This window comes from Allobosea sp. P5_A5, assembly GCF_056400625.1.
Genome location: NZ_JBFUKY010000018.1, coordinates 38,023 through 44,720 on the forward strand (window position 1 = coordinate 38,023; position 6,698 = coordinate 44,720).

At 65.1% G+C, this 6,698-nt stretch carries 6 protein-coding genes; 1 reads left to right on the forward strand and 5 read right to left on the reverse strand.

All coding sequences use genetic code 11. The features are described from left to right. The 5 genes from AC1DR6_RS22255 to AC1DR6_RS22275 all read right to left on the reverse strand — a co-directional run bounded on the left by AC1DR6_RS22255 (position 1) and on the right by AC1DR6_RS22275 (position 6,026). Positions 1-951, reverse strand: a complete 951-nt coding sequence (locus AC1DR6_RS22255; protein WP_476831457.1) for an ABC transporter permease — start codon at positions 949-951, stop codon at positions 1-3. 116 nt (positions 952-1,067) lie between these two features. Further along, positions 1,068-2,681 (reverse strand): ABC transporter substrate-binding protein, encoded by a 1,614-nt coding sequence (locus AC1DR6_RS22260; protein ID WP_476831458.1) that lies wholly within the window; start codon positions 2,679-2,681, stop codon positions 1,068-1,070. Positions 2,682-2,744: 63 nt separating this feature from the next. After that, on the reverse strand, positions 2,745-3,461 hold the full coding sequence (locus AC1DR6_RS22265) for an HAD-IA family hydrolase (RefSeq protein ID WP_476831459.1): 717 nt from the start codon (positions 3,459-3,461) through the stop codon (positions 2,745-2,747). Positions 3,462-3,730: 269 nt separating this feature from the next. After that, the gene (locus tag AC1DR6_RS22270; protein WP_476831460.1) at positions 3,731-5,107 is read right to left on the reverse strand and encodes an aminotransferase class III-fold pyridoxal phosphate-dependent enzyme; all 1,377 of its coding nucleotides are present in this window, start codon (positions 5,105-5,107) and stop codon (positions 3,731-3,733) included. Between the two features lie 73 nt (positions 5,108-5,180). Beyond that, the gene (locus AC1DR6_RS22275; protein WP_476831461.1) at positions 5,181-6,026 is read right to left on the reverse strand and encodes a GNAT family N-acetyltransferase; all 846 of its coding nucleotides are present in this window, start codon (positions 6,024-6,026) and stop codon (positions 5,181-5,183) included. A gap of 318 nt (positions 6,027-6,344) precedes the next feature. Between AC1DR6_RS22275 and AC1DR6_RS22280 the strand changes: the two genes are divergently transcribed. Further along, positions 6,345-6,698, forward strand: a 354-nt coding sequence (locus AC1DR6_RS22280; protein WP_476831462.1) for an HAD family hydrolase, incomplete at its 3' end; no start/stop codon positions are given.

Genomic DNA, 6,698 nt, shown 5'->3' on the forward strand with positions numbered 1-6,698 from the left:
TCAGCGCAGCTTCGGGTTCGACAGGATGGCGACCACGTCCGCCGTGGTGATCAGCAGCAGGTAGACGAAACAGAAGATCATCGCGCAGCTCTGGATCAGCGGCAGGTCGCGCGTCGCGACCGCATCGACCATCAGTTTTGCGATGCCCGGATAATTGAAGATCGTCTCGACGATGATGACGCCGCCGAGCAGATAGGACAGCGACAGCGCGACCGCATTGACGATGGGGCCTAGCGCGTTCGGCAGCGCATGGCGCAGCACGACGCGCGCGCGGGACGCGCCCTTCAGGCGGGCCATCTCGACATAGGGCGTGCTCAATGTCTCGACGACGGCGGCGCGGGACATCCGGATCATCTGCGCGGAAATGACGAAGCTCAGCGTGAACACCGGCATCGCGTAGGTGCGCAGCAATTCACCGAAGGAATGCACGTCACGGCCGATCGAGAGCGACGGCAGCCATTTCAGCCAGACGGCGAAGACCAGCACGCCCGAGGTCGCGACCATGAACTCCGGCACCGAAATCACCGCGATCGTCGCGAAGGTGACAGTGCGGTCATACAGCGAGCCACGCAGCATGGCCGAGGTGATGCCCAGCGTCAGCGCGATCGGCACGGCAAAGATCGCGGTGGCGGCAGCCAGTTGCAGCGAGTTGACCAATCGTCCGGAGATCAATTGCGCGATCGGCCGGTTATTGGCGTAGGAGATGCCGAGATCGCCGGTGAGCAAGCCGCCGATCCAGCGAAAAAAGCGCAGGATCGCGGGGTCGTTGAGATGCATCGCAGCCCGCAGGCCCGCCACGGCCTCCGGCGTCGCCGCCTGGCCTAGCAGTACCTCGGCAACGTCGCCGGGCAAGATCTGCGTCGCGCAAAACACCACGAAGCAGACGATCAGCAGCGTCACCAGCGCGACCAGCAGGCGCGCGCCGAGAAGCGGGAGGATATGCGAATTCATCGGCGCTCCCGGGAACGGCACCTAAAGGCGCCGCTCCCGGGAACGGCACCTGAAGGCGGAGTGTGACATGTTGGTGGGGCCGGGCAAGGGGCCCGGCCCTGTGCGGGCGAAAGCCTTCAGCCTTCGAGCCAGACATACTCCGCGAAGGCGTAGCCCATCTGGCCGCCGAGCGGGTTCGGCTGCAGGCCCTTGAGCTTCTTCGACAGCGCATCGACGTTGGAGATGTAAACCGGGATCGCGGTCCCTGCGTCCTCGGCCACCATCACCTGCATCTCGCCATAGATCTGCTTGCGCTTGGGTTCGTCGAGCGAGCCACGAGCCTCGATGAGCATCTTGTCGAACTTCTCCGACTTGAAGCGGCTCTCGTTCCACGGCGCATCGGAGGCGTAGAACAGCGAGAACAGGATGTCGGGGGTCGGGCGCGGGTTGACGTTGCCGAAATGGATCGGCGCCTTGAGCCAGTAGTTCGACCAGTAGCCATCTGACGGCACGCGCTGCACATCGAACTTCATCCCGATCGCGTTGCCGGCCTGCTGCACCAGCAAGGCCATGTCGACGGCGGAGGTCGGGGCCTCCGACGTGATGATCGGAACCGTCTGGTTCAGGACACCGGCCTTATTGAAGTGGAACTTGGCCTTCTCGGGGTCGAACGCCTTCGGCTTCAGCTCCTTGTTGTGGTAGATGCTGGCCGGCGAGATCGGTTGGTCGTTGGCGATTTCGGCCAGGCCACGGAGCGCGGCGGTCTGGATCTGCTGGCGGTTCAGCAGGTATTTCATGCCGGTCACGAAATCCATCTTGTCGCCCGGAGCCATGTCCATGCGCATGTTGAGGTTCGTGTAGTTGCCGGCGGTCGTCTTCGAGAGGGCGACGTTGGGCTGGCTGTCGACGAGGCGCATCGACCGCGGATTGATCGAGGCCGCAAGCTGGATGTCGTTGGCGATCAGGGCGTTGACGCGGGCCGAATCGTCCGAGATCGCGAAGTACTCGAAGGAATCAATATTTGCGCCGCCTGCCTTGAAGTAATTCTTGTTCTTCAGGCCGATCGAGCGAACGCCGGGCTCGAAGGATTCGCAGGTGAAGGCGCCGGTGCCATTCGCCTTGGTGAAGTCCTTGGTCCCATCCGACAGGATCATGAAGTGGTGGAGGGACAGGATCGTCGGCAAGTCGGCGTTGGGAGCCTCGAGCGTGACTTCCGCCGTCAGATCGTCGATGGCCTTGAAGCCAATCATCTGCTTGGCGATGGCGGCGACTTTCGAGCCGACCGCCGGATCGAGATGGCGCTTCAGCGAGTAGACCACGTCGGCCGAGGTCAGCGGCTTGCCGTCATGGAAGACGACGCCCTTCTTGAGCTTGATCGTCCAGACCTTGGCGTCCTTGGTCTCGATCGATTCAGCCAGCTCCATCTCCGCCACGCCATTCTGCGGCAGGAAAGTGAGGCGGTTGTAGAAGGCGCAGCAGCGCACATAGTCGGTCGAGAGGGAGGCCTTGGCCGGGTCGAGCGTGTCGGCGGTCGAGGAGGACCAGCCGGCCGCCTTGAGATTGCCGCCCTTGACCGGTGTCGCGGCGAGCGCGGAATCGGCACGAGCGAGAACGAGGCCACTGGTGGAAGCGGCAAGGCCGCCGGCCATTAGCATCTGCATGAGATCGCGACGGCTGGCGCCGCGGCGGATGGCGTTCTCGACGAAGGCGTCGTCAGCGCTTGTCCAGTTGGAAACGGTCTTGTCGGTCATCGCATTCCCCTGTTTTCTGGTTTTGCCGGCGCGCCGGCTCGTCGTTTCGTTGCCCCGGCGTCTTCAGGCAGCCGGGCTTTGCTCGACGGCATCGGCAAGGCCGGCCATCGAGGTGAAGTGAAAATCGGGCTTGGTGAACTGCTCGGGCTCGATCGTGCCGCCATAGCCGGGTTGCGCATGGCGCCGCTCGATCCAGCAATTGCTCAGGCCAAGCCGGCGCGAGATGCCGATATCGTGGTACTGGCTTTGGGCTACGTGCAGGATCTGGCCGCGGGTCCCGCCGTCCTTCTCGACGAAGGCAAGGACCTGCTCGAAGAACGCCGGATCGGGCTTTTCCGTGCCGGTGTCGTCGACCGTGAAGCCGGCATAGAACGGCTCGCCCAAGGCACGGGCGAAATGGTCGAAGGCCCAGCGCTGGGCATTCGTCATCGCGATGAGCTTGTAGCGGGTCGCCAGCCGGGCGAGCGCATCGGCGCTGTCGGGAAACGGGCGCCAGTCCTTCACCGAGTCGCGCAGTCTCGCACCATAGATCGCCCCGGTCGGGAGGCCGAGCTGCGGCGCGATCACGCCGTAAACGCGCGCCAGATCGTCGGGAAAATGCTGGACATCGGGCATGTAGCGAGCGGCGCGATAACGGCTCAGGGCGTCCTCACCGTCGAGGGGGATGCCTGCTTCGTCGGCGATCGCCTTGAGGCAGGCGACGAGCCCGCCTTCGAAGTCGATCAGCGTGCCGACGACGTCGAAGCTCAGATACCGGAATTCGCCCAAAGCTGTTGTCATCGTCTCTCCGCCCGGCCGTTCGCGAGGCGGCGCATCCGCGCCAGCCCGTCGTGAAGCCTTGTCGCTGCTGCGACGGTTGCGTTGTGTTCCCCGGCCGCATCTGTGTCGGCTCGCAAGCACTGTCGCACGGTCAGGTCGGCGAATTCACCGAATGTCGAAAACGAAGCGGCACAAAATTCCGAATTCGCGGAGTTCGCGGAATATCGGCTTCTGCGCGGGCGAGCGCGCGGAGAACCTCGCACCCGCTCCTGTCTCGACCGCGCCGGCGCTCAGGCCATCGCGGCCCGCACATCCGGATCGGCCAGCGTCTCGTCGAGCGTCTTGCGCGTGCGCTCGACGATCGCGTCGATCTCGGCGTCCGTGCAGCACAGGGGCGGGGCGTAGCCGAGGACACCGTTGCCGAAGGCGCGAATGACCAGGCCGTTGCCCCAGGCCCGGTCGAAGATGCGTTGAGCGGGCAGGGAGGCCGCCGGCAACGGCGTCTTCCTGGCCTTGTCGGTGACCAGTTCGACCGCTGCCAGCATGCCGCGGCCGCGAACTTCGCCGACAAGCGGATGGTCCGAAAGGCCCTGCAGACCGGACATCAGCCGCGCGCCCGCCTTGCGGCCATTTTCCAGAAGGCCGTTATCATAGAGGCGCAGGACCTCCAGCCCGACGGCGGCGCTGACCGGATGGGCGGAGTAGGTATAGCCGTGGCCGATCGCGGCCGAACCGGAGCCGTCGGCGATGACGTCGTAGACCTTCTGCGACATCAGCACGGCGCCCATCGGCACGTAGCCGGAGGTCAGCCCCTTGGCGATGGTCATCAGGTCCGGAACGATGCCCTCATCCTCGCAGGCGAAGAGCGGACCGGTGCGGCCGAAACCCGTGATGACCTCATCTGCGACAAACAGGATGTCGAGCTCGGCACAGAGGTCGCGCATCGCCTTGACCCAGCCGGGTGGCGGCACAAGCACGCCGCCCGAGCCCTGGATCGGCTCGCAATAAAACGCCGCGACCCGCTCAGGCCCGCCGACCTCTTCGACCTTGGCCTTTAGCGCGGCGAGCGAAGCCGCGATCACCGCTGCCGGATCGGAACCGGCCGGATTGCGATAGGTGTAGTGCGACGGAATCTTGTGCTGCCAGTCATAGGGCACGCCGAAGCCCGCATGGAAGACGGGCAGGGCGGTGAGACCGGCGCCGACCGTCGAGGAGCCATGATAGCCCTGCTCCAGCGAGATGAACTGGTCCTTCTCCGGCTTGCCGCGCGCACCCTGGTAATAGCGGATGAAACGCACGGTCGAGTCGACCGCGTCGGAGCCGCCGAGCGTGAAATAGACGCGGTTCAGGTCGCCGGGCGCACGCTCCGCGAGCTCGGCCGCAAGTCGGATCGCAGGTTCTGAGCCCAGCCCGAAATAACCGGTGGCGTAGGCCAGCTCGCGCATCTGGTTGGCAGCCGCCTCGACGATGCTCTCATGCCCGTAACCGGCGTTGACGCACCACAGACCGGCGAAACCGTCGATCAGCTGGCGTCCCTCGGCGTCCGTGATGGTCGCGCCCTTGGCCGAGCGCAGCACGCGCACGCCGGCCTTCTCATGGCCGCGATAGGAGGCGACCGGGTGGATCCAATGGTCGCGATCGAGTTCGATCAGCGAATTGCTCAACATGATGCTTCTCCGGTTGGAGCATCGACCCGAAACATCAAGCGGTTCCCGGGGATGCCGATGCGAAATCAAGGATCTAGCCGAGCGCCTGGCTGGCGAGGGCGAAGGGTTTTGCCGGTCCGGCGGCGTCGGGCGCCTTCCGGCCGCGGCGCATCGCGATGCCGCCGCCGACATCGAGCAGGCCGCGTTCGACGAGCCAGGCCGAAAGGCCGGAGGCAACCGGCGTATCGACCCGCAGGAATGCGCCCGGCCGCTCCGCGATGAAGAAGGAAAGCAAAGCCTGCGCGTCCACATCGGTCTCGGTGATGACGGGGCCGATGACTTCGCCGCGCCCGAAGTCGCGCAACGCCCCATAACCGACGACGCGACCCTCCTTGCGCAAAATGGCAAGCCGACCGCGCTGGCTCAGCAGTTGCAGCAGCGGCCTCCGATCGAGTCCGAGCGCAAGCCGATCGAGTACCAGGATGGCGGTGAGATCCCCGGGCTCGGCCCAGCTGATATCGGCGCTGGAAGCAGCAGGGCTCGCAGCCGCGACGGTCCCCTGATGCTGTTTGATTTTGTGGGTGCGCTCGAAGCCCAGCTTCTCGTAGAGCGGCAGGCCGTCCGACGTGGCCACGAGCCGACATTCGCGTGAGCCGGCGGCGGCAAGAGCTGTATTCATCAGTCGACGGCCGAGCCCGCGGCCCCGCGCTGCCTCGGCAACGATCACCATGTTGATGGTGGCAGCGACATCCGCGAAGGGCGTCATGAGCGCCGTGCCGACGACATCGTCGCCCTTCGTCGCGACAAATCCCTGGCTCAGCGCAAGCGCCATCTCCCAATCCTCGCGCCGATGCGGCCAACTCGCTTCGCGCGAGAGCAGCAGGGCGCCGTCGAGATGGGTGTCCTCGAAGGCAACGAGGTCGATCGTATCCTGATCCATGTGCGCAAACCCGCTCCGTTGCCTCATTGATAACCCGGCAGCGGGCGCAGTTCGTCCCGACGATCATCGCCGCGCGATATCTTCGACCGAAGGAGTGCGTGGCCACCGCACGGAATGCCACGGCGGTCGTGCGGCTCGGTTTTCGCGTGGGAACGGGGAGGGCGTCGGAAAACGGCGCGCAATTCTCAGCCTGCGACGCGAAGGCTTACGGCAGTTTGTGCTTCGCCCGGCAGGCAATCCGGTGCCCGCATCGGGGGCGGACCTGGCTATGATGCATCCGGGAACGACCACGCCGTTTCACCAATCGAGGACTGCGCCATGAGCGTCATCAAGCCGAAATACGTCACCTTCGACTGCCATGGCACGCTGATCTATTTTGCGATGGATAAGGCAGCCCGCTCGCTTTACGGCAACAAGCTGGAGGAGCCGGCGATGAAGACCTTCATCGCCGACTTCTCGGCCTATCGGCTCGACGAGGTGCTCGGCGCCTGGAAGCCTTATGCGGATGTCGTGCACAATGCGCTCGAGCGCACCTGCAAGCGCAACGGCGTCGCCTTCCGCCCCGAGGATGCGGCCTGGGTCGCCGAGCAGGTTCCGACCTGGGGTCCGCACCCGGACGTGCCCGAAGGCCTTGCCAAGGTCGCCAAGGAAATCCCGCTGGTCATCCTCTCC

Bases quoted from the DNA above. Each gene is read 5' to 3' on its own strand.
- AC1DR6_RS22255 (WP_476831457.1), bottom strand. From the start codon at position 951: ATGAATTCGCATATCCTCCCGCTTCTCGGCGCGCGCCTGCTGGTCGCG.
- AC1DR6_RS22260 (WP_476831458.1), bottom strand. From the start codon at position 2,681: ATGACCGACAAGACCGTTTCCAACTGGACAAGCGCTGACGACGCCTTC.
- AC1DR6_RS22265 (WP_476831459.1), bottom strand. From the start codon at position 3,461: ATGACAACAGCTTTGGGCGAATTCCGGTATCTGAGCTTCGACGTCGTC.
- AC1DR6_RS22270 (WP_476831460.1), bottom strand. From the start codon at position 5,107: ATGTTGAGCAATTCGCTGATCGAACTCGATCGCGACCATTGGATCCAC.
- AC1DR6_RS22275 (WP_476831461.1), bottom strand. From the start codon at position 6,026: ATGGATCAGGATACGATCGACCTCGTTGCCTTCGAGGACACCCATCTC.